This window comes from Massilia sp. NBRC 108631, assembly GCF_059704565.1.
In genome coordinates, this window is sequence record NZ_BAAKJE010000137.1 from 1 (window position 1) to 278 (window position 278).

The following is a 278-nucleotide window of genomic DNA, read 5'->3' on the forward strand; positions in this document are numbered from 1 at the left end:
CTGAAAGACTTCAAGATCCAGAACATGGGCCTGTTGCCGCGCCAGGGCACCGACTACAGCAGCACCCTGGCCGACATGGCCGACAAGCTGAACGCGGCGCGCCTGGAATTGGCCGAGGCCGAGCAGGCCCGCAACGCCAAATTGGCCGAGGCCGAGCAGGCCCGCAACGCCATCAAGCGCCAGATGGGCGGCGAAGAGCCGGCCCCGCTGACCCAGGCCATCCCGCAGCAGGATGAAGGCTTGAATCCGGAACTCGACGGCCGCATCCAGACCGTCGA

General features: G+C 66.5%; 1 pseudogene. It reads left to right on the plus strand.

The features are described from left to right. A pseudogene (locus AC6H42_RS15165) lies at positions 1–278 on the plus strand (hypothetical protein); the annotation flags it as partial.